The following is a 22,558-nucleotide window of genomic DNA, read 5'->3' as shown; positions in this document are numbered from 1 at the left end:
GAGCGCCGGTTTGCGAGATAAAAAAGGGGTATCCGTCAGGCGCTGGTCGCCGGTTTCTGCGCGCTCTTGGTCTGGGTATTTTCCAGCATGCGGCGAATCGGCACGATCAGCACGATAAGCACGGCGGCGCAGATCAGCAGCGCGACTGAGCAGCGAGCGAACAGATCCGGCAGCATATCCAGTTGGTCGGCCTTGACGTGACCGCCGATCAGACCGGCCGCCAGGTTGCCCAGCGCGCTGGCGCAGAACCACAGCCCCATCATTTGCCCGCGCATTCTCTCCGGCGCCAGCAGCGTCATGGTGGCCAGGCCGATCGGGCTCAGGCACAGCTCACCCAGCGTCAGCATCAGGATACTGCCCACCAGCCACATCGGCGATACGCCGGCGCCGCCGTTGCTCAGCACATTCTGCGCGGCCAGCATCATCAGGCCGAAACCGCCGGCGGCGCACAGGATACCGATCACGAACTTGGTAATGCTGCTCGGGCGCACGTTATTGCGCGCCAGCGCAGGCCAGGCCCAGCTGAACACCGGCGCCAGCAGGATGATGAACAAGGCGTTGATCGACTGGAACCACACCGCCGGGATCTCGAAGCCGCCGACCATGCGATTGGTGTAATCGTTGGCGAACAGGTTGAACGAGGTCGGTTTCTGTTCAAACGCCGACCAGAAGAACGCGGCGGAGATCAGCAGGATAAAGCACACCAGCAGGCGTGCGCGCTCTTTGCGGCTCAGGCCGGCAAAGGCGAACAGATAGATGAAGTACAGGGTGACCGACGCGGCGATCACGTACACCAGCACGCTGGCTACTTCGACCGGGTTGATGACGATGGTGCCCTGAGCGATCAGCACGATGACCGCAGCCAGGCCTACCGCCAATGCCAGCAGCCAGGCGCCGACGCCTTTTTTCTTCGCGACCGGGCTGTTCCAGGTGGAATCCAGGCCCACTTCGCGGTCATAGCGTTTCATCGCCGGGACGGCGAACACGCGGAAGATCACCAGCGCCACCAGCATCCCGATACCGCCGATGCCGAAGCCCCAGTGCCAGCCGTGTGACTTGATCAGCCAGCCGGAGATCAACGGGGCGATGAACGAACCGATGTTGATGCCCATGTAGAACAGCGAGAAACCGCCGTCGCGGCGCGCATCGCCTTTCTTGTACAGCGTGCCGACCATCACCGAGATACAGGTCTTGAACAGGCCGGAACCGAGCACGATGAACATCAGGCCGATGAAGAACAGGTTGGTGCCCATCACCGCGGACAGGGCGATCGACAGGTGGCCGAGGGCGATCAGGATAGAACCGTACCAGACTGCCTTGCGTTGGCCGAGCCAGTTGTCCGCCAGCCAGCCGCCCGGCAGTGCCGCCAGGTACATGCTGCCGGCGAAAATGCCGACGATCGCCGACGCGTTCTCACGCGCCAGACCCAGGCCGCCGTCGTACACGGTGGCGGCCATAAACAGGATCAGCAGCGGACGGATGCCGTAGAACGAAAAGCGTTCCCACATTTCGGTGAAGAACAGAGAACCCAGCGGATAGGGATGGCCGAAGAAGGTCCGGCTTTCTGACTTATTGACAGAGGATTGCATAACGATTTCCCAATAAAAAGGCGCTGCATGGCTGCAGCCCGTACTGTGGTTGTATGTGTATTTAATGAAGGCGATCCGCCCAATGCGGATTACCCGACAAAACCGCGGCTGCAACGCTGATAAACCGTGGAAAGCGTGCTGACCTTTTTTCACTTGGCCGATGGTTCACATCTGGCGTGATATTATTTAACCATTTGATAACTGGTCGTTGGTTTTGTCTAGTACCTGTATCCCATTTTTTAGACGAAAAGTCGACAAGCATCTACTTTTCTGGTTTTTCTGTTGGTTGTGGCGGGAATATGATTGACAGCGGGTTTTATGCGCTGAAAGTTAATTAATTGTTGATAAACAAGATGTTGAGGTAAGAATGTTCCGAGTGGGCCGAAAATTCGCAGGCCTGAAGGAAGCATTATTAAAAGTAGGGGAAACGCGGCGTTGATCCGGCCAATGGCGGAAATTGGCGATAAATGCAGCTATTGTTCTTCCTGCAGCGTGTCTTCCCGCATGTAGCCCGGCCGCCGCCGCAGACACCACCAGGAATAACCGGCGTTGAACAGCACCACCAAAGCGGTGACGCCGAAGACCGCGCGAAAACCGTAGCCGGCGGAGACCGCGGCCCCAAGCAATGGGCCGCTGACGTTGCCGACGTCGCGGAACGATTGGTTATAGCTGAAAATGCGGCCGGCCACCTGATTGGTGCAGTTGTAAATCAGCAGCGTCTGTACCGCCGGCAGCAGCGCGCCGTCGGCCGCCCCCAGCAGAAAACGCAGCACTCCGAGCTGCCACGGCGTTTGCACGAAGGCCATCGGGATCAGCAACAGCACCGAGACGATCAGCATACATATCAGAATGCGCTCCGGACCGATGCGATCGCCCAGCTTGCCCAGACGTGGGGCGCTCATCAACGCCGCGACGCCGGGCACCGAGGCGATCAGCCCGCTGATAAACGCCAGGTTATGGGTGGCGCCGGCCAGATCGCGCACATACAGCGTCAGGATCGGCGCAATCGAGCCGGTGGCGATCTGGATGATCATGGTAGTGACGAACAGGCTGAGCACCAGCTTCGGGTTCTTCAGCGAGGCGAACACCTGTTTTGCGTGCAACATGTCGCGTTTTTGTACCGGGGTGAACTGCTCTTTGACATACAGCAGCGTCAGCACGAAGCAGACGAACAGCACCGCGGCGGTGATGTAAAACACCGGGCGCAGACCATAGAGGTCGGCCAACAGGCCGCCGATCAGCGGGCCGATCAGCGCACCGCCTACGCCACCGGTTGACAGGGTGCCGAGCGCCCAGCCGCTGCGGTTGCGCGGCACCTGGGTGGCGATCAGCGCGTTGGCGTTGGGAATGAACCCGCCGAGCAACCCCAGCACCGCACGCAGCGCGAGAAACTGCCAGACCGTTTGCGCCATGCCCATCAGCACCATGACGATCGCCATGCCCAGGGCGGAGCGCAGCAGCATCAGTTTACGGCCGCGTCGGTCGGCCAGGGCGCCCCAGAACGGCGCGGCGATAGCGGAAAACAGGAAGGTAATGCTGAACAGCAGACCGGACCACATGTTGAGCGCCTGATGGCCGGTTACGCCCAGGGTCTCGACGTACAGCGGCAGAAACGGCATCACCAGGCTGAAGGCGGCGCCGGTGAGAAAGCACCCTACCCAGGCGACGAAAAGGTTGCGTTTCCAGTTAACGGGTTCTGCTGCCGAAGCCATAAATGTCCATTGCCGAAAGGTGACGCGTTTTGCCGGCGGCAAAAAGATGAGGGGCAAAACGTGAAAGTTAGCCTGATAAGTATGCGCCGCCAGCGCGGCTACGGCAAACCAGAGGACGGGAATAGGGCAAAAAATGAAATAAAGTTTTAAAAATGACGCTTAAACCTTATTCCGCGCTTGGCGCGCGGAATTTTCAGCGTTTTATAGGCCGGCCAGCGCCTCGAAACCGGCGGCGGTGGTGGTGGCGCTAAAGTCAGTGACCTCGTAGTGAGCCACGGCGTTGAACGGATCTTCGGCCAGGATGGCGTCCAGCCGCGCGCGCTCAATGCCCTTGGCCAGGATCACGCCGCCGGTGCGGGGATTCTTGCGGCCGGAGGCGATGAAGGTGCCGTCCTGAAAATATTTCTTAAGCCAGGCGATGTGCCCGTCAAGGTGGCTGTCGACGTCGGCGATCGGGCGATGGTAGGTCAGGCTGACAATGTACATGGCGGCTCCGGGGTTGGTGGCAAAGGCTTTACCATCCCACCCTCGCCGTCGATTCTCAAGAGGCGCGCAATAAAAAACCCGCCGGCGGCGGGTTTGCTTTATCAGTAGAGCGAAGGCTCGCCTTCCGGGCGGGTCTTGAAGCGGCGATGCAGCCACATGTATTGATCCGGCGCCATCAGGATCTCTTTTTCCACCACTTTATTCATAAAGGCGGCGGCATCGAGTTCGTTATCCAGCGGGAAGTTTTCCACCGCCGGCTGCATGATCAGCTCATAGCCTTTGCCGTCCGGCAGGCGGCGCGGGGTGAACGGAATGATCGCCGGTTTGCCCATCCGCACCAGCACGTAACTGCCGGTGGTGGTGGCGGCTTTGTCTACCGCGAACAGCGGCACGAATACGCTGCTGCGCGGGCCGTAGTCGTGATCCGGCGCATACCAGATGATATCGCCCTGTTTCAGGGCGCGGATCATGCCTTTGATGTCTTTGCGATCCAGCATCGATTTGTTGGAACGCATGCGGCCCCAGGTTTGCAGCCAGTCCATCAGCTTGTTGTCGTGCGGGCGGTAAACGCCGATGCCCGGGTTGTGAATGCCGAAGATGCGCGCGCCCAGCTCCAGCGTCAAAAAGTGCAGGCCAATCAGCAACACGCCCTGCTGGTTGTCGCGCGCCTTTTGGATGTGCTCCAGGCCGCTGACCTTGAACCAGCGCTCGATGCGCCAGTTGGGCCAGAACCACGCCATGCCGGTTTCAAACAGCCCCATGCCGACCGATTCGAAATTCTTTACCACCAGCGCATCGCGTTCGGCCTGCGGCATGTCGGGAAAACAGAGCTCGAGGTTACGCTGGGCGATAGCGACGCGTCGCTTGAGAAAGCGCATGGAAAATCGCCCAATCGAGGTGCCGAGCCAGTAGATGACGGGATAAGGCAGCAACACCAGCAGATACAGCAAGCCGATGCCGACCCAGGTCAGCCAGTAGCGCGGGTGCAATAAGGAACGATTGAAAGTAGGAACTTGAGTCATGGGTTCTCTGTTTGAATACGGTTGTTTAAGTGTAATGACAGAGTCATAGCATGGTCTGGCAGCCGGGTGAGCTCGGCGGCAAGGTTCGTTTCTGCCGTTTGTTTGCGACTATTGTGGCATTTTTCTGGCGATCCGGGAAAACACAACGCATTAAAATCCCTTTTTGGGCGTTAAATATGCATCGAATGCCGAATTTTTCCACAATCTTTCCTGCCAAAGATAATGGCGATATTATTGCTGGTAATTATTCAGAGGGTAAATATGTTGGCACCATGGATCAGTGCGGGGCTGCTGGTTTTGGGCGCGGCGGTCGGCAGCGTCGGCGCGCATCTGCAGGTGAACGCGATATTGGCGCTCGCCGGCATGATGATGGCGCTCGGTATGCTGGCTTCCGCGTTTACCGAAGGCGGCGGACGCTGAACGGGGCGTTTGCGTCAGGGCTGCGCGGCGGCGGTTTTTCGGGTATGATGTGCGCCGCGCGCGGGCCGGCAGGCTGCGCGCGATAATCAGTCACCTCCCGAAAGACAGGAAAGTACACCATGCCAGTGTTACATAACCGAATTTCTAATGAGGAACTGAAGGCGCGCATGCTGGCAGAAACCGAGCCGCGCACCACAGTTTCTTTTTACAAATATTTCTCCATCGACGATCCCAAAGCGTTTCGCGACAGCCTGTACGTTCAGTTCGAAAAACTGAAGGTGTTCGGCCGCATCTACGTGGCGAAAGAGGGCATCAACGCGCAGATCAGCGTGCCGCAGCATAACTTCGACGCGTTCAAAGCCGCGCTGTTCGCCTCGCACCCGGCGCTGGATCAGGTTCGCCTGAATATCGCGCTCGAAGACGACGGCAAATCCTTCTGGGTGCTGCGCCTCAAGGTGCGCGAGCGCATCGTGGCCGACGGCATCGATGACGAGAGCTTTGACCCAAGCAACGTCGGCGAATATCTGCAGGCCGATCGCGTCAATCAGATGATCGACGATCCGAATACGGTGTTCGTCGACATGCGCAACCACTATGAGTACGAAGTCGGTCACTTCGAAAACGCCATCGAGGTGCCGTCGGATACCTTCCGCGATCAGCTGCCGATGGCGGTGGAGATGCTGCAGGACAGCAAAGACAAAAACATCGTCATGTACTGCACCGGCGGCATTCGCTGTGAAAAAGCCAGCGCCTATATGCTGCACAACGGCTTTAAAAACATCTACCACGTGGAAGGCGGGATCATCGAGTACGCCCGCAAAGCGAAAGAGCAGGGGTTGCCGCTGAAGTTTATCGGCAAAAACTTTGTGTTCGATGAGCGTATGGGCGAGCGCATTTCCGACGATGTGATCGCCAACTGCCACCAGTGCGGGGCGCCGTGCGATACCCACACCAACTGCAAAAACGACGGCTGCCACCTGCTGTTCATTCAGTGCCCGAGCTGCGCCGCCAAGTTTGAAGGGTGCTGCAGTGAAATTTGCCGCGAAGAGCTGAAGCTGCCGCGCGAAGAGCAGCGCGCGCGCCGTGCCGGCCGTGAAAACGGCGTCAAGATCTTCAATAAGTCGAAAGGCCTGTTGCAGACTACGATGCACATTCCGGCACCGGAAGAAGAAGGCCCAGCCCGCTGAGCCTGAGGAAATGAGAAGCCCGGCCGCCAAGCCGGGCTTTTTTACTTATTTCTCGCGCACGCCTTCTACGGAGATGATCAGCTCAACGTCTTGCGACGCCGGGCCCAGATCGGTGGTGATGCCGAAATCTTTCAGCTTGATCTTGCCGTTGGCTTCAAAGCCGGCGCGGTAGCCGCCCCACGGATCGTTGCCCTGGCCAATCAGTTTGGCGTCCAGCGTAACCGGTTTGGTCACGCCGTTCAGCGTCAGGTTGCCGACCACCGCATAACCGTCGCCGCTTTTCTTCACTTCGGTGGATTCAAACTTGGCCTGCTTGTTCTTCTCCACGTTGAGGAACTCGGCGCTGCGCAGGTGCTTGTCGCGTTCGGCGTGGTTGGTGTCGACGCTGGCGGTATTGATGGTCACGTTGACCTTGTCCTTCGAAGGATCTTTTTCGTCGAAGGTGAAGCCGCCGTCGAAGTCTTTAAAGCTGCCGTACAGCCAGCTGTAACCCAGGTGCTGGATGCGGAACTCGATAAAGGCGTGCTGGCCCTGTTTGTCGATCTTGTAGTCCGCCGCCAGTGCGGAACCGGCGCTCAGCAGCAGGGCGCCTGCGGTCAGGCCCAATACGGTCTTTTTCAACATAGCAATCTCCATAAATCCAAAGGTTAATCGGCGCTGCTACCCAGCATCCGTTTCAAAGTGACATCACGATCGATAAAGTGATGTTTAAGCGCGGCCAGCCCGTGCAGTACCGAGAGCACTACCACGGCCCAGGCCAGGTAAAGGTGAATGGCACCGGCGGTATCGGCTTGCTCCGCCATGCCGGTCACGGTGGCGGGCACGTCGAACCAGCCGAATACGCTGATCGGTTGGCCGTCGGCGGTCGAGATCAGATAGCCGCTGATCAGAATGCCGAACAGCACGGCATACAGCGCCAGATGCGCGAGAATGGCGCTGACGCGAGTGAGGCGGCCATAGCTGGCCAGAGGCTTGGGCGGCGGCGAGACAAAGCGCCAGATCACGCGGATCACCATCACGATGAACAGCAGCGTGCCGATGCTTTTGTGGATCTCCGGCGCCTGGTGGTACCAGACGTCGTAATAGCCCAACGTGACCATCCACAGGCCGAGGGCGAACATGCCGTACACCGTCAGCGCCACCAGCCAGTGGATCAACACTGACACATGGCCGAAACGATCGGCGGTATTTTTCCAGAGCATCCTGTTTCCTTCGATTACCGATTGGCTGGCTGCAATAATTAAACTTTAGGAAACATAAAATCAATAATAAATTTAACTATGTTACTTCTTAGAAATATTAGTCAGTGAATTTGTTTGAGATGTTCGGAGTTCATCAGATAAATCGTTGAAGATGATATGATTTCTTTCACGTGGCGATTATGCTAGTTGTTGAAAATTAGGCTTATTATCTATTAATGTCAGCTTTTGTCATTTTACGTAAACCGTTCATGGATTGCTGGGCGGGATTATTGGTTGGCAAAGGTTATGCCTATTTCTTGCGGTGAAGAGCAGGGCGGAAAGATTAAATTATTCGAACGGTTACGCTAAATCCTCTGCGGCGTGACGGCCGACTTTGCTACCATTAGCGCCAAGAGTCGGCTCTTTGTGGCCGGTTAACCCAGTGAAATAACAAGGAAACGTCATGGGCCGAACCCGAGTAACCGACAGCAGCCTGCGTTTGGCCGTCCTGTTGGCGATGTTGGTGATCATTTTGGCCGGGGTGAAAGCCGCCGCCGACATCGTGGTGCCGTTTCTACTGGCGGTATTCCTCGCCATGGTGCTGAACCCGCTGGTGACGATGCTGGAACGCCGCCGGGTGCCGCGCATCCTTGGGGTGACGCTGCTGGTGACGGCGGTGATCGTGGTCGTGATGCTGTTTATCGGCATGCTGGGCGCTTCGCTGAACGAGTTCGCCCGCTCGCTGCCGCAGTACCGCGGCATGATGATCGAGAAACTGCGCGAGCTGCAGCATTACGCCGATCGCTTCAATATCAGCCTCTCCAGCGAAGCGATGCTGCAGTATGTCGATCCCAGCGCGGCGATGAATCTGGTTACCCGCATGCTGGGGCACCTGTCTGGCGCCATGACCAACGTCTTCCTGCTGCTGATGACCGTGGTGTTTATGCTGTTTGAAGTGCAACTGCTGCCTTATAAGCTGCAGCAGGCGTTGGATAAGCCGAATGAAGGCCTCGCCGCGATGCGGCGGGCGCTGGACGGCGTGACGCGCTATCTGGTGATTAAAACCATCATCAGCCTGGCCACCGGCGTGATCGTCTGGATCTTCCTGGCGGCGGTCGGCGTGCGCTTCGCCTTTATCTGGGGGCTGCTGGCGTTTCTGCTCAACTATATCCCCAATATCGGCTCGGTATTGGCCGCCATTCCACCGTTGATTCAGGCGCTGCTGTTCAACGGATTGGGCGATGCGCTGGTGGTGGCGGGCGGCTTTATCGCTGTCAACATGGTGATCGGCAATATCCTCGAACCGCGGGTGATGGGGCGCGGGCTGGGGTTGTCGACGCTGGTGGTGTTCCTGTCGCTGATCTTTTGGGGTTGGCTGCTCGGCCCGGTGGGCATGTTGCTGTCGGTGCCGCTGACGATCGTGGCGCGCATCGCGCTGGAGACCACCGAGGGCGGCTATCGGCTGGCGGTTATCCTGGGGGACGGCCGCCCGCCGCGCCAGCCTCCGGCGGCGCCGGAGTGAGGAAGATTTTTCCGTTGACGCCGGGCTGCGCGGCGTGTTGCAGCGCCGCTGCGTACTGATGCAGAGGGTAAATCGCGGCGGGCGGGCGCAGCGCCAGCTGGCCGCGGCGCAGCAGCTGGAATAGCTGATAAAACGCCGTTTGCCACTGCGCCGGCGCCGCATGCGCATTCCATTTACGCAGGTGGAACAGCGAAGCGCGCAGCTTTAACTCATCCACTACGCGCCGCCAGTCCACCTGGCGCCCGCCTAAAAGGCCCAGCGCCACGAAATCGCCGCCGGAGCGAACCGCTCGCGCCAGCTGCAATCCGTCTTCTCCGCCGATGCAGTCGATGGCGGCGCGGGCGCCAAAATGGGTCATCTGCGCCAGCTGCGGCGCTTCGATAACGCGCCAGGCGCCGGCGGCCAGCAGCGCCTGGCGATGGGCGGCGTTGCGCACCGCCACCGCCAGACGAATACCACGCAGCGCCGTCAGCTGCGCCAACAGCAGGCTAACGGCGGAGCCGCCGCCGTTGAGCAGCAGCACGTCGCCGGCGTTGAGCGGCAGCCATTGCGTCAGCAGCACCCAGCAGGTGAGCGGGTTGATGTAAATCTGTGCCGCGTCGTTGTCGTCGATGTCGTCCGGCACCCACACCACCCGATCCTCAGGCAGCGTGACGAAGGTTTGCCAACTGCCGTCACCCGCTACCGCCAGCGCGCGTCGGCCGGTCGAGCGCCCGCTCTGCGGATCGACGATGACGCCTGCGCCTTCATAGCCCGGCACCTGCGGCAGGGCGATACGGTGCGCGTATTGGCCGTGAATCGGGATCAGGTCGGAAGGATTGATCGGGGCATAGCGCATCTGCAGCAGCAGCCGGCCGGGGCGCAGCGGCGGCCTGTTCACCTGCTGCAGCGTCAGCACCTGGGCGGGATCGCCGAAGCGGTTGAAGCTCAATCGGGGAAATGACGACGGCATGGGTTACAGTACGAAGAAAAAGTAGACATCCAGCGCCAGCAGCACCAGCCACAGGCAAAGATACAGCACCAGGTGCTCACGCACGTTGTTGACGATAGCCGCCAGTATTCGGTTTAACATTTCAGCCGCCAGAAGAAAGAGACCTTTGATTATAGTCCTTTTCTCTGCGTCTTTTATAGCGCGCCGCGCATGAGCGCTGGAAGAATGGCGATAAAAAAGCCTGCGTTATCGCAGGCTTGATGTCATACCGCCAGCAGCGCCAACGGCGTCGAGTTCGTTGGCGTGTTCGGCGGGTAGAAATAACGCAGCACGTTATACAACGAGTAGAACTCCAGCCGGTTGCGCGCGTTGATCTTCTCCGTGATGTGCCGCTTGTGCACGTACACCGTATGCGAGCTAATTTGCAGTTTTTTCGCGATGCGGTAGTTGGGCATCTCCGCCATCCAATATTTCATCACCGTCAGTTCCTGCGGGCTGAACAGGGAACGCTCTTCGCCGTCATCGGCCAGCGCCAGCGGATTTTCGCGCAGCGTGCGTAAGGTGAGCGGCAGAATGCTTTTATTGAACAGAAACGCGTTATCGGCGATGCGCATTGGCGTTTCGCTATAAGGGTAAGGCGTATCGAGATAGATAAACATCAAGGCAGACTGGCTGGCCTCCATAAACGCCAGCAGCTGTGCGTCCGCTTCGTTATAGCGGCACTGATTGCTGAGGTTCACCAGAATGTGGCTCGGCTGAAAGCTGGCCAACAGCGGCGTAGCGTACTCAATGCTGTGGCAGCACTTGATCGTCGTAATCCCACTATCAGCAAAGTAGCTGGCTATACCGACCCGGGTGAAGCAGCATTCGTCCACGACAAGTAGTTTCATGGTGACGTCCTTGTTGAAAGCCGATGGAGCATATCTTCTGTAAAATAGGACTTACACTGCAAGTGTTCAATTCGGAAATTCAACTGCTGAATGCAAGAAATTTCCGTTATAAGAATTTTTACTTGGTATTTAAAAGAGTTAGCAGGTTAAGAAATTGTAACCGTCAGATTTCGCTGCCCAGGGCTCGACGGGAACCAGGACAGCGACAGCCTTTGCTTAGCTAAATCGTTTCAGACCAAAGCTGGAGACGTCGACCGGCGGCGCTTTGTCCTGCGCGAACAGCGCGGCAATCTCGCCCAGTGCGCTGGCGAACTTGAAGCCGTGGCCGCTCAATCCGCTGATGACCATCAGGCGATCGCACTCCGGCAGGGTATCGATAATAAAGTCTTCGTCGGGGCTCATGTCATAACTGCAGGCTTCGCCGTGTAAACATACGCCTACACCCGGTAAAAACTGCCGCAGGAAGGTGAAGACTTCGGTACCGTCGCTGGCGTGGCTGCCGAAAGGTTTACGCTGCTCGGGGGCATCCATCGGCTGGCCACCGTCGTGTTTGCCCACTTTCAGGCCGTCGTTATCCGCCGGGAAGCCGTAATAGTGCGTGCCGTCTTGCGCTTCAACGGTAAAGGCCGGGAAGCGATTGTTCACGCTGTAGCGGCCATCCGCCTGATGCCAGGAGAATACCTTGCGCAATGGCGCAACCGGCAGCTGCGGCAACAGCACTTTCACCCAGGTGCCGGCGGTGACCACCGCTTTTCGCGCCGTGAAACGCCCTTCGCCGGTGACGACTGCAACGCCGCCATCGATAGGCTCCACCGCACTGACCGGACAGTTGAACAACTGGCTGCAGCCGGCCTCTTTCGCCAGCTTGATCAGGCTGGCCACCGCCAGTTCGGAACGTAGGAAGCCGGCGTCCGGCTCGAAAACGCCGACGTAACCTTCCGGCGTGCGGAATTCCGGCCAGCGTTGAGCAATCTGTTCGGCGCTGAGGGTTTGTGCGTTCAGGCGGAATTTTTGCGCGCTCTGCTGAGCATTGCGAATGAATTCGGAGTGCTGCGGCCCCAGGTTGAGTACGCCGCACGACTGGAACAGTTCCTCGCCGGAATGTTGAATCAGCGCATTCCACAACGCCTGCGCGCGCAGCACCAGCGGCACGTACTTTTCACCTTCGCCGTAAGCGTGACGGATGATGCGGGTATCGCCGTGATGGCTGCCGTTGCGGTGCGGGGGAATGGCGCTGTCGATCATCAGCACTTTCAAGCCGGCGCGGGTTGCGTAATACCCTGCCGCTGCGCCGACTGAACCGCTGCCCACCACAATCAAATCATATTCCACGTGCCCACCCTCTCTGATAGCGAATTCTTATCGCCCCATGATAAAAGGTTGGCGGGCGCAATGCACTGATTGAACGGCGAAAGGCAAAGAAAAAGGCGCCGGGGATGGGGCGCGGCGCCTTAGGGGTTAGGGGACGATGAATCAATGTTTTCTGCGATCAAGATCCTGATAATCCGTAGCTTCAATCTTGGCGATGCCGGCCTCTAAGATATTGATTAATTGACGGGCGACATCTGTGGTCAGCCAAAGCGTTCTGTCTACTTGGGCTTCTTCGGGCGTTTGGTCTAGTGAAGACAGGTAATGAAGGCGTATCATCATGGCGTCGTAAACGTCGACAGTACTGATATCCCAACCGACAAGCGGGTGCGTCTGAATTACTTCATCATTTCTGTCCATAAAGACCCCTTATTGAGTAGTAACTACCGTGAGTGACTAACGAGGATCAATGCGGCTCATCATCATGAGAGCAATTACAGTATACGCATCCGCTTTCATCGGTGGAGGGGGTTGTCACCAAAATTTGCAAAATAAATATTTATTTGAGCAATTATTCTACAAATTTGTATGTGTTGCAGTGGGTGAGTACAGCGCGGCGCGTTATTCCGCGTCGGCAGGTGGCGATGCACCATACAGACATTTTTCCAGCTCTTCGGCCAAATGGGCGAAATGCTTTTGCGTTTCGGCGTCGCGATTCTGGCTGTGCGATTCCAGCTTCAGGCTGTGGATCAGCCGCTGGTTGGCTTTGTCATCCAGGCTGAAGGCCAGATAAGAGAAAGCCACTTCCAGTACGTTCAAGCGCCTTTTCTGATCGGCAATCAACGCCAGCAGTTCGCCAAACGTCATTGCGTCTTCGGATTTCACCTTGTCCGGGGCCATGCTTACTCCTTTGCGTTAAATACAGCGCTGAGGCGGATTTTGTTCCAGAGTAAGGGTAAGCGATGAATGGGCTGGGCGCCAGAAACAAAAAAGCCGGAGAGCGACCCCCGGCAAAAACAGCATTGCAGTGTTATTCTGCGCTGAACCACTCGTCCGCGCTTTCCCAGGTTTCCTGAAGGATTTCCTCGATCAGATCCCGGTCGGTTTTGGCGCCCCCCAGCACGGAGAGCCCGTTGGCGCCGGCATAACGTACGTGCACGACGGCGTCTGGAAACTGGCGATTGACCCGTTTGCCCAGTTCACCGGTCAGCGCCTCAATGGCGCCCGACGGCAGCGGCCGGGTTTTATCTATAGTGACTTCAACACGCATAATTGCCCCCGAAGCGATTTACTGTTTATTTATACAGTTAACCGACTGCGGGGGCAAGAGGGCGAAGAAAAAATATCAGTCTTTCAGCGACCAGTTCAGGGTTTCACCGGCCAGGAAGGGGATCACGGATTCATTGCCCAGGGCGATCTCTTCCGGCTGGGTGGTCGGCACGCGCTGCAGCTCGATGAAGTCTTCGTTGAGCGGCAGGCCATAGAAACGCGGGCCGTTGAGCGAGCAGAAGGCCTCAAAGTGCGCCAGCGCGCCGAGCTGTTCGAACACCGCGGCGTAAGCCGGGATGGCATTCGGCGCGTTGAAACAGCCGGCGCAGCCGCAGCTGGACTCTTTGCGATGCTTGAGGTGCGGCGCGGAGTCGGTACCGAGGAAGAAACGATCCGAGCCGCTGGCGACCGCCTGACGCAGCGCTTCCTGATGGACATTGCGCTTGAGGATCGGCAGGCAGAACAGGTGTGGGCGAATGCCGCCGACCAGCATGTGGTTGCGGTTGAACATCAGGTGCTGCGGCGTGATGGTGGCGCCGAGGAAACGATTGCCTGCCTGCACATATTGCGCCGCTTCTTTGGTGGTGATGTGCTCGAAGACGATCTTCAGCTCCGGGAACTGCTGGCGGATCGGTTCCATCACCTGCTCGATAAAGCGCGCCTCGCGGTCGAAGATATCGACGGCAGGGTCGGTCACTTCGCCGTGGATCAGCAAAGGCATGCCGATTTTTTGCATCTGTTCGAACAGCGGGTAAATGCCGGTCACGTCGCTGACGCCGTGGCTGGAGTTGGTGGTGGCGTTGGCCGGATACAGCTTGGCGGCAGTAAACACCCCTTGCTCAAAGCCGTTGACCAGTTCACTGGCCGCCAGGGAGTTGGTCAGATAGCAGGTCATCAGCGGAGTGAAGTTGTGACCCTGCGGGACCGCCGCCAGAATGCGATCGCGGTAGGCGCGCGCGGCGGCCACGGTCGTTACGGGCGGAACTAGGTTCGGCATCACGATCGCCCGGCCAAATACCTGGCTGGTATAGGGCACCACCGTTTTCAGCATCTCGTCGTCACGCAGGTGGATATGCCAGTCGTCTGGGCGGCGGATTTTCAGAACTTGAGGTTGTGCGGTCATCTAGCTAGGCTCCGGCGGTCAAATACGTCTAATGAAAAGCGAATAATGGGTTTATTCACGCCGGGGTGTAAGGATAAGCGGAAAGCGCCTGAGATGCATCTGTTTGTTGGCGACAAGTTGAAATCAATAGCGCGGCGGGCGCATAGTAACAGGGATTTCAACGATGCCGACGCCAATACCGTCGACCTTCATCAAGTGGAAAGGGAGAAAGCAATGGAAGTACGCGTTATCGCCACCCTGCAAGCGAAAGCGGGATTTGAAGACGCCGTCAGCGAAGCGGTGCACGACATTCTCGAGCCGAGCCGCCAGGAGTTGGGCAACCTGCAATATGATTTGCATCGCGATCTGGAAAAGCCGGGCGTTTTCGTGTTCTTTGAGCGTTGGGCCAGCAGCGAAGCGCTGGATAAGCATAATGAGACGGCGCATTTTCAGCAGTTCGTCAGCCGGCTTGACGGCAAGTTGGATGTTTTAGACATCAAAAAACTGAAAAAGATAGCCTGAGCCTTTTTGCAGGCAAGAAAAAACCCGCCGATGGCGGGTTTTTTTTTAGAGCTGCAGATTAACTTATTCGTTAACCGGCTGCGGCTTGGTGGCCGGCGCGGTGGCCTGGCTCACCGCCGAATGGCCGCCTGCCGAGCCTTTGCCTTCAAAGTTGAAGGAAGGGCGCTGCCAGTCGCTGTGCTTGCGTTCTTCCGGCACGTAGGCCGGCGCAGGCGCTTTGGTCATCGGCGCAGTGGCGATGTGTTTGTACAGTACGTCCTGCACGGCTTTCACCGGTGCCGGCTGCTGAGCAACCACTGGCGCAGGTTCTGCGGCGATTGGCGCCGGGGCTTTTTCGACCGGAGCGGCTTCCACGGCGGCTGGCGCAGGCGCTGCTTCTGCCACTGGCGTTTCTTCCGCTTGCGCAGCTTCTGCCGGCGCAGCGTCGACCACAGGCTCGTCTTCAACCACAGGTTCTGCCGCAACGGTTTCAGCTACCGGCTCGGCTTCCACTGCCGGGGCAGTCTCTTCCGCTTTCGGTTCTTCAACTGCGACAGGTGCCGGCGCGGCTTCCACCGGCGCCGGGGTTTCCTCGGCCGGGGTGGCAACGACAGGCGCTACGGCTGCAGCTTCTTCCGTTACGGTAACGGCCGCAGTTTCAACGGCGGCTTCTGGTGCCGGCTCGTTGACGCTGGCCGCAGCCTGAGTTTCTTCCACGGCAACGCTGTGCTGTTCAACCGCTGCGGCAACAACCGGTGCCGCTGCCTGTTCTACTTCTACGGCTTCGGCCTGCACTTCGGCTTCTTCAACCTGAGCAACCGGGTAGCTTACCCAGACTTTGCCCGATGCCATTTCCGGCGAAGCGAACGCGCCCGCCAGCGGCATTGGGGACTGCAGCGGGTAACGCTCATCGCGGTAACGACGACGACGCTGGCCGCTGACGCGCAGGTGGCGCGGTGAACGACGGGAACGGCGCGGCATGCCTTCGCCGTTGCCACGGTTTTCGCCCTGGGCATCGTCTTCCGGCTGAGCGGCAACGGTTTCCGGCAGCAGCTTGACGCTGTCGTCGGCGGTCGGCTGCGCGACTTCGGCTTTCGCTACCGGCGCTTTCGGCGCCAGCAGCTCTTCCGCTGCACGCTGCAGTTCTTCTTCCGCGGACAGGATGCGCACCTTCTGCGACAGAGGGCGGCGCTGGCGGCGCTGCATGTTCTGCTGCTGGCGTTCTTCCTGCTCTTCGTCGGTGCTCTCGACCGCTTCAACGCTTTCCAGCGCTTTCACTTCCTGCTGAGCCTGACGTTTTTCTTCCTGACGACGACGCTGGCGCTCAGCGCGCTGCTCACGGCGTTGCTGCTGATCTTCGCGCGGCGCTTTAGCGCTGTCTTCCGAGGCGGTTTCCTCCGCTACCGGCGCGTTCTGCTGCTGGTTGCGGCGGTTACGGCGCTGTTCATCGCGGGATTCACGCGATTCACGGCCTTCGCGGTTCTCACGCGGCTCACGGTTGTCGCGCTCGCGATTGTCACGGCCTTCACCGCGCTCTTTACGCTCGCCGCGTTCCGGACGGTCACCACGCTCACCGCGCTCTTTACGGCCGGTGCCTTGGCGACGCTGACCGCGACGATCCTGACGACGGTTTTCACCGTTGCTTTCCGCCTTCGGCGTTTCGGCCGGTTTGGTTTCTTCGACGGCAGGTTGTTCCTCACCGGCGAACAGGCTCTTCAGACCACCGAACAGGCGGCCCAGGAAGCCCGGCTTGGCGGCGGCCGGCGCTGCGGCTTTAGCTTTGGCGGCGGCAGGCTTGGCCACGGCGACAGGTTCTTCAGCCGGCGGTGGCGCATCGGCGGACAGGGAGAAGGAAGCCAGGGCCGGTTGCTCCGGACGCTTGCGTTCCATCGGCGCGTCTTCCAGCGGGCGCTCCATGTCTTCTTCGTGCAGCTTCGGCAGCAGGTAGCTGAGGGTAGAGGTTTCCTCGCCCTTGCGCACGCGCAGCACCGAGTAGTGCGGGGTTTGCATTTCATCGTTAGGCACGATGACGGCTTTCACGCCACCCTGACGTTTTTCGATCGCGCTGACGGATTCGCGCTTTTCGTTCAACAGGTACGAAGCAACCTGAACCGGCACGATAGCGTGAACTTCTTTGGTGTTTTCCTTCAGCGCTTCTTCTTCGATCAGGCGCAGGATGGACAGCGCCAGCGATTCGTTGTCGCGAATGGTGCCGGTGCCGTTACAGCGTGGGCACACGTGGTGGCTGGATTCGCCCAGCGACGGGCTGAGGCGCTGACGGGACATTTCCAGCAGGCCGAAACGGGAAATGCGGCCGATCTGGATGCGCGCGCGGTCTTGGCGCACGGCATCGCGCAGGCGGTTTTCCACTTCGCGCTGGTGGCGAACCGGCGTCATGTCGATGAAGTCGATGACGATCAGGCCGCCAAGGTCACGCAGGCGCAGCTGGCGAGCGATCTCGTCCGCCGCTTCCAGGTTGGTGTTGAACGCCGTCTCTTCGATGTCGCCGCCGCGGGTGGCGCGGGCGGAGTTGATGTCGATGGCGGTCAGCGCTTCGGTGCTGTCGATGACGATCGAGCCGCCGGACGGCAGGCGCACTTCACGCTGGAAGGCGGATTCGATCTGCGATTCGATCTGGTAGTGGCTGAACAGAGGGATTTCACCGCTGTACAGTTTGATTTTGCTGCTGAAATCCGGGCGGCCCAGCGCAGCGATGTGCTCTTTGGCCAGATCGAGAATTTTCGGGTTGTCGATCAGGATTTCGCCGATGTCCGGGCGCAGGTAATCGCGGAAGGCGCGCACGATAACGTTGCTTTCCTGGTGGATCAGGAACGGCGCGGGGCGGCCTTCGGCGGCTTTTTTAATCGCTTCCCAGTGCTTCAGGCGGAAGGAGAGATCCCACTGCAGTGCGTCGGCGGATTTGCCTACGCCCGCGGTGCGAACGATCAGGCCCATGCCGTCCGGCAGTTGCAGCGAGGAGAGCGCTTCTTTCAGCTCGGTGCGATCGTCACCCTCGATGCGGCGGGAAATACCGCCGGCGCGCGGGTTGTTCGGCATCAGCACCAGATAACTGCCCGCGAGACTGATGAAGGTGGTCAAGGCGGCGCCTTTGTTGCCACGTTCTTCTTTGTCTACCTGAACGATGACTTCCTGGCCTTCGCGCAGCACATCTTTGATGTTCGGGCGGCCATGGGAAGAGTAATTGCTAGGGAAGTATTCGCGGGCGATTTCTTTAAGAGGGAGGAAACCATGTCGTTCTGCGCCGTAGTCCACGAACGCTGCTTCAAGACTTGGTTCAATGCGGGTGATTTTGCCTTTGTAAATATTCGCTTTTTTCTGCTCATGACCCGGACTTTCGATATCCAAATCATACAGCCGCTGTCCATCTACGAGGGCAACACGCAACTCTTCCTGCTGAGTTGCGTTAATCAACATTCTTTTCATCTTAACTTACTCGTTATTTTTACATTATCGACAAAGCTGCGGGCAAAATAACCTCATGGCCGGAGTTAAACCGAAAGCCCCGTGTCTTCTCGCAAAGCCGTCAACCTCACGGTTGTCGCCTGCATAGGGGCGCATTATCTCGGTAAGCCTGCTTTTCTTTGTGAAAGACAGCACTTTTACTAGGGGAATAGCCTCTGATTTACGTCGACAGATCTGATTCCATTTGCCGGCCAAGCTGCAACCCGCAGCCCGCTAATTGTTTGATTTCGCATTACGTCTTACGCCATTGCTGCGTTTTTGCGCGATCAGACAAATTTTATAATTCCACCGTTTTCCCTGTTTAACGAGAATCAACGCGGAAAGTGACTGCATTATTCCACTGCTGATGCCGTTATAGCAAGGTGACTTTTCCTTAACTGCGGAAGAAATCGCAAACGTTCAAACCGGCTTGCTGCCTTATTGTCCGCTGGGGTTTCGCCCGCCGTCAGAGAGACAGTTAAGCACAGAAAAAGATGTGGCGCTATTTACGCGCTCTATTTAGAATCCCGCACCATGAAAACGAACAATCCAGCAGTACAATTCATCACGATTTCCGACGACGAAGCCGGTCAGAGAATCGACAACTTTCTGCTCGCTCGCCTGAAAGGCGTGCCGAAGAGCATGATTTACCGCATCGTGCGCAAAGGCGAGGTGCGGGTCAATAAAGGGCGCATCAAGGTCGAATACAAATTGGCGGCCGGCGACGTGGTGCGCGTGCCGCCGGTGCGGGTGGCCGAGCGCGAAGAGACGCCGGTGTCGGCCAAGCTGGATAAGGTAGCCGCACTGGCCGATTGCATTCTGTATGAAGACGACCACCTGCTGATCCTCAACAAGCCTTCCGGCACCGCGGTGCACGGCGGCAGCGGCCTGAGCTTCGGCGTGATCGAAGGGCTGCGCGCGCTGCGCCCGGAAGCCCGCTTCCTCGAGCTGGTGCACCGTCTGGATCGCGATACCTCCGGCGTGCTGCTGGTGGCCAAGAAGCGCTCCGCGCTGCGCTCGCTGCATGAACAGCTGCGGCTGAAGGGGATGCAGAAGGATTATCTGGCGCTGGTGCGCGGCCAGTGGCAGTCCCACTGCAAGGCCGTACAGGCGCCGCTGCTGAAAAACATCCTGCAAAGCGGTGAGCGCATCGTGCGCGTCAGCAGCGAAGGCAAGCCTTCGGAAACCCGCTTCAAGGTGGAAGAGCGTTACGAATTCGCCACGCTGGTGAAGGCCAGCCCGATCACCGGGCGCACTCACCAGATCCGCGTGCACACGCTGCATGCCGGGCATCCGATCGCCTTTGACGATCGCTATGGCGACCGCGAGTTCGATCGCCAGCTGGCGGGTACCGGCCTGAAGCGGCTGTTCCTGCACGCCGCGGCGCTGCGCTTCGAGCATCCGGCCACCGGCGAAACGATGCGCATCGAAGCGCCGATGGACCAAGAGCTGCGCCACTGCCTGCAGGTGCTGCGCCGGCAGGTGGCCAAGTAATCCGCGTCAGACCAGCGGGTTGATGCCTTCAGCCCGCAACATCTCAAACAGCGCGATCAACGGCAGGCCGATCAGGGCGTTCGGGTCCCGGCCTTCCAACCTGTCGAACAGCGCGATCCCCAATCCCTCGCTCTTGAAACTGCCCGCGCAGTTCAGCGGTTGCTCCAGACGTACATAGGCGGCGATCTCCGCTTCGCTCAACGCGCGAAAATGCACGTGGAACGGCTCGCACAGGGCCTGCACCTGCTTGCTGCGGCCGTTGTACAGCGCCAGGCCGGTATAGAAGGTCACGGCCTGGCCGCTGGCCTGGCGCAGCTGCGCCCGGGCGTTTTCCTCGGTATGGGGCTTGCCGGTGATGTTGCCATCGATCACGCAGACCTGATCGGAGCCGATGATCAGATGCTCGGGATAGGCGAGGGCCAGCGCCTGAGCCTTCGCCGCCGCCAGGCGCAGCACCAGCGCTTCGGCGCTTTCGCCCGGCAGTGGGGTTTCATCCACCTCGGGTGCGGCGCAGTCGAAGGGCAGCCGTAACTTCTCCAGCAGCATTTTTCGATAGGGTGAGGTGGAGGCTAAAAGCAATCTCTGCATAATTTTTTTCGCAAACCGTAGCGTAAATGGGTATGGCATTTTAAACTGTCGGCCGCTGTGGAAGCGAATATTGGTGAAAGGAGCCGTTTTACGGCCTTTTTCTTTGACTCTATGTCGTTACAAAGTTAATATGCGCGCCCTATGCAAAAGGTAAAATTACCCTTGACCATTGATGCGGTACGTACCGCTCAGAAACGCCTGGACTATGCTGGTGTCTATGCGCCTGAGCAGGTTACTCGTGTTGCCGACTCCGTGGTCAGTGTGGACAGTGATGTCGAGGTGTCGTTGTCGTTCAATATCGACAATCAACGCCTCGCGGTGATAACAGGGCATGCGGACGTCACGGTAACGTTGATGTGCCAACGCTGTGGAGTCCCGTTCGAACATCAGGTTCACACAACATATTGTTTTAGCCCGGTCGTCAATGATGAGCAGGCTGAGGCATTACCGGAAGCGTACGAACCGATCGAAGTTGACGAGTTTGGCGAAGTCGATCTGTTGGCGATGATTGAAGACGAAATTATTCTTTCACTGCCTGTCGTTCCGGTACATGAATCTGAACACTGTGAAGTGTCCGAAGCGGACATGGTATTTGGTCAACTGCCTCCCGAGGCGGAGAAACCGAATCCGTTTGCCGTATTAGCCAGTTTAAAGCGTAAGTAATTGAGGAGTAAGGTCCATGGCCGTACAACAGAATAAACCAACCCGTTCCAAGCGTGGCATGCGTCGTTCTCACGATGCTCTGACCACGACTACTCTGTCTGTAGACAAAGTATCCGGTGAAACTCACCGTCGTCACCACATCACTGCCGACGGTTTCTACCGCGGTCGCAAGGTTATCGGCTAAGTAGCGATACCTTGACTCGTCTAACCCTGGCGTTAGATGCAATGGGCGGGGACTTCGGTCCCTGCGTCACAGTGCCTGCTTCGTTGCAGGCACTGGCCTCTAATTTACAGCTTCACCTCCTGCTGGTCGGCAATCCCGACGTCATCTCCCCTTTGCTTGCCCACGCCGATCCGGTTCTTCTGGAGCGTCTGCAAGTCGTGCCCGCCGAGTCCGTGATCGCCGGCGACGCCAAACCTTCACAAGCGATACGCGCCAGCCGCGGCACGTCGATGCGCATTGCGCTCGAGCAGCTCAGCAGCGGTAAAGCGCAGGGCTGCGTCAGCGCCGGCAATACCGGTGCGCTGATGGGATTGGCGAAGCTGTTGGTCAAGCCGCTGGAAGGCATCGAGCGCCCGGCGCTGATGACGGCGATCCCGAATCAGCAACGCAGTAAAACCGTGGTGCTGGATTTGGGGGCCAACGTCGAGTGCGACAGCACCATGCTGGTGCAGTTTGCCGTGATGGGCGCGGTGATGGCGGAAGAGGTGATCGGCATTGCGCAACCGCGGGTGGCGCTGCTGAATATTGGCGAAGAAGAGACCAAAGGCCTGGATAATATCCGCGAAGCGGCCGCTGTGCTAAAAAATACTCCGGCAATCAACTATATTGGTTACCTGGAAGGAAACGAGCTGCTCACCGGCAAGACCGACGTGTTGGTATGCGATGGCTTCGTGGGCAACGTCACCCTGAAAACCATGGAAGGGGTGGTCAGGGTGTTCTTATCGCTGCTGAAATCGTCCGGCGACGGCAACAAGCGAGCGTGGTGGCTGAAATTGTTGGGCCGTTGGTTGCAAAAACGGGTGGTTAAGCGGTTCGGCCACCTGAACCCCGACCAGTATAATGGCGCATGTCTGTTAGGATTGCGCAGCACCGTAGTCAAGAGCCACGGCGCTGCGAACCCTCACGCGTTTGCAGTCGCAATCGAACAGGCTGTGCAGGCGGTGCAGCGGCAAGTCCCGGAAAGGATTGCTGCGCGCCTTGAGGCTGTATTACCTAAGAGTGACTGAT

At 58.5% G+C, this 22,558-nt stretch carries 24 protein-coding genes; 8 read left to right on the top strand and 16 right to left on the bottom strand.

The features are described 5' to 3' along the window. Window positions 1-35: 35 nt before the first annotated feature. The 4 genes from ACJ8MK_RS01660 to ACJ8MK_RS01645 form a co-directional block, all read right to left on the bottom strand. Window positions 36-1,589, bottom strand: a complete 1,554-nt coding sequence (locus tag ACJ8MK_RS01660) for a peptide MFS transporter (RefSeq protein ID WP_033638027.1) — start codon at window positions 1,587-1,589, stop codon at window positions 36-38. A gap of 473 nt (window positions 1,590-2,062) precedes the next feature. Then, window positions 2,063-3,301: a multidrug efflux MFS transporter MdtG gene (gene mdtG, locus ACJ8MK_RS01655; RefSeq protein WP_442517453.1), complete on the bottom strand. Its 1,239-nt coding sequence runs from the start codon at window positions 3,299-3,301 to the stop codon at window positions 2,063-2,065. A gap of 201 nt (window positions 3,302-3,502) precedes the next feature. Continuing rightward, window positions 3,503-3,787, bottom strand: a complete 285-nt coding sequence (locus tag ACJ8MK_RS01650; protein ID WP_033655070.1) for a YciI family protein — start codon at window positions 3,785-3,787, stop codon at window positions 3,503-3,505. A gap of 101 nt (window positions 3,788-3,888) precedes the next feature. Beyond that, window positions 3,889-4,809 (bottom strand): Kdo(2)-lipid IV(A) acyltransferase, encoded by a 921-nt coding sequence (locus ACJ8MK_RS01645; protein ID WP_033638030.1) that lies wholly within the window; start codon window positions 4,807-4,809, stop codon window positions 3,889-3,891. A 261-nt stretch (window positions 4,810-5,070) separates the two neighbouring features. On the opposite strand from ACJ8MK_RS01645, the gene ACJ8MK_RS01640 reads away from it, so the two are divergent. Together ACJ8MK_RS01640 and trhO are read left to right on the top strand one after the other, a co-directional pair. Next, window positions 5,071-5,229, top strand: a complete 159-nt coding sequence (locus tag ACJ8MK_RS01640) for a histidine kinase (protein WP_442517452.1) — start codon at window positions 5,071-5,073, stop codon at window positions 5,227-5,229. A gap of 119 nt (window positions 5,230-5,348) precedes the next feature. Continuing rightward, on the top strand, window positions 5,349-6,416 hold the full coding sequence (gene trhO / locus ACJ8MK_RS01635) for an oxygen-dependent tRNA uridine(34) hydroxylase TrhO (protein ID WP_033646457.1): 1,068 nt from the start codon (window positions 5,349-5,351) through the stop codon (window positions 6,414-6,416). 45 nt (window positions 6,417-6,461) lie between these two features. Here trhO and ACJ8MK_RS01630 read toward each other — a convergent pair whose 3' ends face one another. Together ACJ8MK_RS01630 and ACJ8MK_RS01625 are read right to left on the bottom strand one after the other, a co-directional pair. Further along, window positions 6,462-7,040 carry a YceI family protein gene (locus ACJ8MK_RS01630; protein ID WP_016928208.1) on the bottom strand — a complete coding sequence of 193 codons (579 nt, stop codon included), beginning with the start codon at window positions 7,038-7,040 and terminating at the stop codon, window positions 6,462-6,464. Window positions 7,041-7,063: 23 nt separating this feature from the next. Further along, window positions 7,064-7,618 carry a cytochrome b gene (locus ACJ8MK_RS01625; RefSeq protein ID WP_004927830.1) on the bottom strand — a complete coding sequence of 185 codons (555 nt, stop codon included), beginning with the start codon at window positions 7,616-7,618 and terminating at the stop codon, window positions 7,064-7,066. Between the two features lie 442 nt (window positions 7,619-8,060). Between ACJ8MK_RS01625 and ACJ8MK_RS01620 the strand changes: the two genes are divergently transcribed. Further along, window positions 8,061-9,119: an AI-2E family transporter gene (locus ACJ8MK_RS01620; RefSeq protein ID WP_033646455.1), complete on the top strand. Its 1,059-nt coding sequence runs from the start codon at window positions 8,061-8,063 to the stop codon at window positions 9,117-9,119. On the opposite strand, the gene ACJ8MK_RS01615 is transcribed toward ACJ8MK_RS01620, so the two are convergent. From ACJ8MK_RS01615 to pyrC, 8 genes are all read right to left on the bottom strand, one after another. Then, window positions 9,067-10,071 carry a zinc-dependent alcohol dehydrogenase family protein gene (locus tag ACJ8MK_RS01615; protein ID WP_164104791.1) on the bottom strand — a complete coding sequence of 335 codons (1,005 nt, stop codon included), beginning with the start codon at window positions 10,069-10,071 and terminating at the stop codon, window positions 9,067-9,069. The genes ACJ8MK_RS01620 and ACJ8MK_RS01615 overlap by 53 nt on opposite strands. 3 nt (window positions 10,072-10,074) lie before the next feature. Next, the gene (locus tag ACJ8MK_RS01610; protein ID WP_033638034.1) at window positions 10,075-10,191 is read right to left on the bottom strand and encodes a DUF2770 family protein; all 117 of its coding nucleotides are present in this window, start codon (window positions 10,189-10,191) and stop codon (window positions 10,075-10,077) included. 122 nt (window positions 10,192-10,313) lie between these two features. Then, window positions 10,314-10,940: a LuxR C-terminal-related transcriptional regulator gene (locus ACJ8MK_RS01605; RefSeq protein ID WP_033655066.1), complete on the bottom strand. Its 627-nt coding sequence runs from the start codon at window positions 10,938-10,940 to the stop codon at window positions 10,314-10,316. Between the two features lie 216 nt (window positions 10,941-11,156). Beyond that, on the bottom strand, window positions 11,157-12,272 hold the full coding sequence (solA, locus tag ACJ8MK_RS01600) for an N-methyl-L-tryptophan oxidase (protein WP_442517451.1): 1,116 nt from the start codon (window positions 12,270-12,272) through the stop codon (window positions 11,157-11,159). A gap of 141 nt (window positions 12,273-12,413) precedes the next feature. Then, window positions 12,414-12,668 carry a biofilm formation regulator BssS gene (gene bssS, locus ACJ8MK_RS01595; RefSeq protein WP_004927812.1) on the bottom strand — a complete coding sequence of 85 codons (255 nt, stop codon included), beginning with the start codon at window positions 12,666-12,668 and terminating at the stop codon, window positions 12,414-12,416. Between the two features lie 201 nt (window positions 12,669-12,869). After that, window positions 12,870-13,148: a hypothetical protein gene (locus tag ACJ8MK_RS01590; RefSeq protein WP_033646451.1), complete on the bottom strand. Its 279-nt coding sequence runs from the start codon at window positions 13,146-13,148 to the stop codon at window positions 12,870-12,872. A gap of 130 nt (window positions 13,149-13,278) precedes the next feature. Continuing rightward, window positions 13,279-13,518: a DNA damage-inducible protein I gene (gene dinI / locus ACJ8MK_RS01585; protein ID WP_033638037.1), complete on the bottom strand. Its 240-nt coding sequence runs from the start codon at window positions 13,516-13,518 to the stop codon at window positions 13,279-13,281. 75 nt (window positions 13,519-13,593) lie between these two features. Next, window positions 13,594-14,640, bottom strand: a complete 1,047-nt coding sequence (gene pyrC, locus ACJ8MK_RS01580) for a dihydroorotase (protein WP_047568077.1) — start codon at window positions 14,638-14,640, stop codon at window positions 13,594-13,596. A gap of 213 nt (window positions 14,641-14,853) precedes the next feature. Here pyrC and ACJ8MK_RS01575 point away from each other — a divergent pair, with 213 nt between their 5' ends. After that, window positions 14,854-15,141 carry a putative quinol monooxygenase gene (locus ACJ8MK_RS01575; protein WP_033647446.1) on the top strand — a complete coding sequence of 96 codons (288 nt, stop codon included), beginning with the start codon at window positions 14,854-14,856 and terminating at the stop codon, window positions 15,139-15,141. A gap of 63 nt (window positions 15,142-15,204) precedes the next feature. On the opposite strand, the gene rne is transcribed toward ACJ8MK_RS01575, so the two are convergent. Then, window positions 15,205-18,564, bottom strand: a complete 3,360-nt coding sequence (gene rne, locus ACJ8MK_RS01570) for a ribonuclease E (protein WP_442517450.1) — start codon at window positions 18,562-18,564, stop codon at window positions 15,205-15,207. A 552-nt stretch (window positions 18,565-19,116) separates the two neighbouring features. Between rne and rluC the strand changes: the two genes are divergently transcribed. Further along, window positions 19,117-20,076: a 23S rRNA pseudouridine(955/2504/2580) synthase RluC gene (gene rluC / locus ACJ8MK_RS01565; RefSeq protein ID WP_033646448.1), complete on the top strand. Its 960-nt coding sequence runs from the start codon at window positions 19,117-19,119 to the stop codon at window positions 20,074-20,076. 6 nt (window positions 20,077-20,082) lie between these two features. Here the strand turns inward: rluC and ACJ8MK_RS01560 are convergent, their stop codons facing one another. Beyond that, the gene (locus ACJ8MK_RS01560) at window positions 20,083-20,664 is read right to left on the bottom strand and encodes a Maf family protein (protein ID WP_052475412.1); all 582 of its coding nucleotides are present in this window, start codon (window positions 20,662-20,664) and stop codon (window positions 20,083-20,085) included. Window positions 20,665-20,805: 141 nt separating this feature from the next. Here ACJ8MK_RS01560 and yceD point away from each other — a divergent pair, with 141 nt between their 5' ends. Genes yceD through plsX form a run of 3 tightly spaced genes read left to right on the top strand, consistent with a single transcriptional unit; the run spans window position 20,806 to window position 22,557 of the window. Next, window positions 20,806-21,327 (top strand): 23S rRNA accumulation protein YceD, encoded by a 522-nt coding sequence (gene yceD / locus ACJ8MK_RS01555; RefSeq protein ID WP_004927780.1) that lies wholly within the window; start codon window positions 20,806-20,808, stop codon window positions 21,325-21,327. A 16-nt stretch (window positions 21,328-21,343) separates the two neighbouring features. Then, window positions 21,344-21,511, top strand: coding sequence for a 50S ribosomal protein L32 (gene rpmF, locus ACJ8MK_RS01550; protein WP_004927778.1), 168 nt, complete (start codon window positions 21,344-21,346; stop codon window positions 21,509-21,511). Window positions 21,512-21,522: 11 nt separating this feature from the next. Then, on the top strand, window positions 21,523-22,557 hold the full coding sequence (gene plsX / locus ACJ8MK_RS01545; RefSeq protein ID WP_071883797.1) for a phosphate acyltransferase PlsX: 1,035 nt from the start codon (window positions 21,523-21,525) through the stop codon (window positions 22,555-22,557). The last annotated feature ends 1 nt before the right edge of the window (window position 22,558 follow it).

The sequence above is a fragment of the Serratia sp. CY38905 genome (assembly GCF_052168875.1).
Lineage (GTDB): Bacteria > Pseudomonadota > Gammaproteobacteria > Enterobacterales > Enterobacteriaceae > Serratia > Serratia sarumanii.
The sequence above is the reverse complement of the archived record's forward strand: the minus strand, read 5'-3'. Positions and strand labels throughout refer to the sequence as shown.

What these genes read in the sequence shown, in the direction of transcription:
- ACJ8MK_RS01605 (WP_033655066.1), bottom strand. Translation starts at nt 10,940, where the DNA reads ATGAAACTACTTGTCGTGGACGAATGCTGCTTCACCCGGGTCGGTATA.
- ACJ8MK_RS01575 (WP_033647446.1), top strand. Translation starts at nt 14,854, where the DNA reads ATGGAAGTACGCGTTATCGCCACCCTGCAAGCGAAAGCGGGATTTGAA.
- mdtG (WP_442517453.1), bottom strand. Translation starts at nt 3,301, where the DNA reads ATGGCTTCGGCAGCAGAACCCGTTAACTGGAAACGCAACCTTTTCGTC.
- ACJ8MK_RS01625 (WP_004927830.1), bottom strand. Translation starts at nt 7,618, where the DNA reads ATGCTCTGGAAAAATACCGCCGATCGTTTCGGCCATGTGTCAGTGTTG.
- rluC (WP_033646448.1), top strand. Translation starts at nt 19,117, where the DNA reads ATGAAAACGAACAATCCAGCAGTACAATTCATCACGATTTCCGACGAC.
- ACJ8MK_RS01660 (WP_033638027.1), bottom strand. Translation starts at nt 1,589, where the DNA reads ATGCAATCCTCTGTCAATAAGTCAGAAAGCCGGACCTTCTTCGGCCAT.
- trhO (WP_033646457.1), top strand. Translation starts at nt 5,349, where the DNA reads ATGCCAGTGTTACATAACCGAATTTCTAATGAGGAACTGAAGGCGCGC.
- ACJ8MK_RS01615 (WP_164104791.1), bottom strand. Translation starts at nt 10,071, where the DNA reads ATGCCGTCGTCATTTCCCCGATTGAGCTTCAACCGCTTCGGCGATCCC.
- ACJ8MK_RS01610 (WP_033638034.1), bottom strand. Translation starts at nt 10,191, where the DNA reads ATGTTAAACCGAATACTGGCGGCTATCGTCAACAACGTGCGTGAGCAC.
- rne (WP_442517450.1), bottom strand. Translation starts at nt 18,564, where the DNA reads ATGAAAAGAATGTTGATTAACGCAACTCAGCAGGAAGAGTTGCGTGTT.
- dinI (WP_033638037.1), bottom strand. Translation starts at nt 13,518, where the DNA reads ATGCGTGTTGAAGTCACTATAGATAAAACCCGGCCGCTGCCGTCGGGC.
- ACJ8MK_RS01630 (WP_016928208.1), bottom strand. Translation starts at nt 7,040, where the DNA reads ATGTTGAAAAAGACCGTATTGGGCCTGACCGCAGGCGCCCTGCTGCTG.
- pyrC (WP_047568077.1), bottom strand. Translation starts at nt 14,640, where the DNA reads ATGACCGCACAACCTCAAGTTCTGAAAATCCGCCGCCCAGACGACTGG.
- rpmF (WP_004927778.1), top strand. Translation starts at nt 21,344, where the DNA reads ATGGCCGTACAACAGAATAAACCAACCCGTTCCAAGCGTGGCATGCGT.
- ACJ8MK_RS01650 (WP_033655070.1), bottom strand. Translation starts at nt 3,787, where the DNA reads ATGTACATTGTCAGCCTGACCTACCATCGCCCGATCGCCGACGTCGAC.
- ACJ8MK_RS01620 (WP_033646455.1), top strand. Translation starts at nt 8,061, where the DNA reads ATGGGCCGAACCCGAGTAACCGACAGCAGCCTGCGTTTGGCCGTCCTG.
- ACJ8MK_RS01560 (WP_052475412.1), bottom strand. Translation starts at nt 20,664, where the DNA reads ATGCAGAGATTGCTTTTAGCCTCCACCTCACCCTATCGAAAAATGCTG.
- ACJ8MK_RS01590 (WP_033646451.1), bottom strand. Translation starts at nt 13,148, where the DNA reads ATGGCCCCGGACAAGGTGAAATCCGAAGACGCAATGACGTTTGGCGAA.
- bssS (WP_004927812.1), bottom strand. Translation starts at nt 12,668, where the DNA reads ATGGACAGAAATGATGAAGTAATTCAGACGCACCCGCTTGTCGGTTGG.
- ACJ8MK_RS01640 (WP_442517452.1), top strand. Translation starts at nt 5,071, where the DNA reads ATGTTGGCACCATGGATCAGTGCGGGGCTGCTGGTTTTGGGCGCGGCG.
- yceD (WP_004927780.1), top strand. Translation starts at nt 20,806, where the DNA reads ATGCAAAAGGTAAAATTACCCTTGACCATTGATGCGGTACGTACCGCT.
- ACJ8MK_RS01645 (WP_033638030.1), bottom strand. Translation starts at nt 4,809, where the DNA reads ATGACTCAAGTTCCTACTTTCAATCGTTCCTTATTGCACCCGCGCTAC.